At 69.2% G+C, this 240-nt stretch carries 1 protein-coding gene; it reads right to left on the minus strand.

The genetic code is table 11. The features are described 5' to 3' along the window. The coding region (locus ACM0OP_RS24500; RefSeq protein ID WP_414530998.1) for a hypothetical protein at positions 1–240 on the minus strand (240 nt) is incomplete at both ends.

Genomic DNA, 240 nt, shown 5'->3' on the forward strand with positions numbered 1-240 from the left:
CGTCTCGGCCTGGGCCAGCAGATCCGGCGCGGCGCGGCCCCGCGTCTCGCGGCGCAGGCGCTCGAGTTCGCGCGGGTCATTCATCGTGGGCGTTTCGCCCCAGGCGCAGCAGACGAATTTCCAAGAGTTGAGCCGCCACGGGACGGGGTTGCAGACCACGCCGCCCTGCGGGTGTACCTGGTGCGCAGTAATGCCAGGAACCTTGCCGCAGCGCGAGCAGTGCGAAAGCTCAAGGCCTTC

It is taken from the genome of Nodularia chucula CCY0103, from assembly GCF_963923915.1.
GTDB classification, from domain to species: domain Bacteria; phylum Cyanobacteriota; class Cyanobacteriia; order Cyanobacteriales; family Nostocaceae; genus Nodularia; species Nodularia chucula.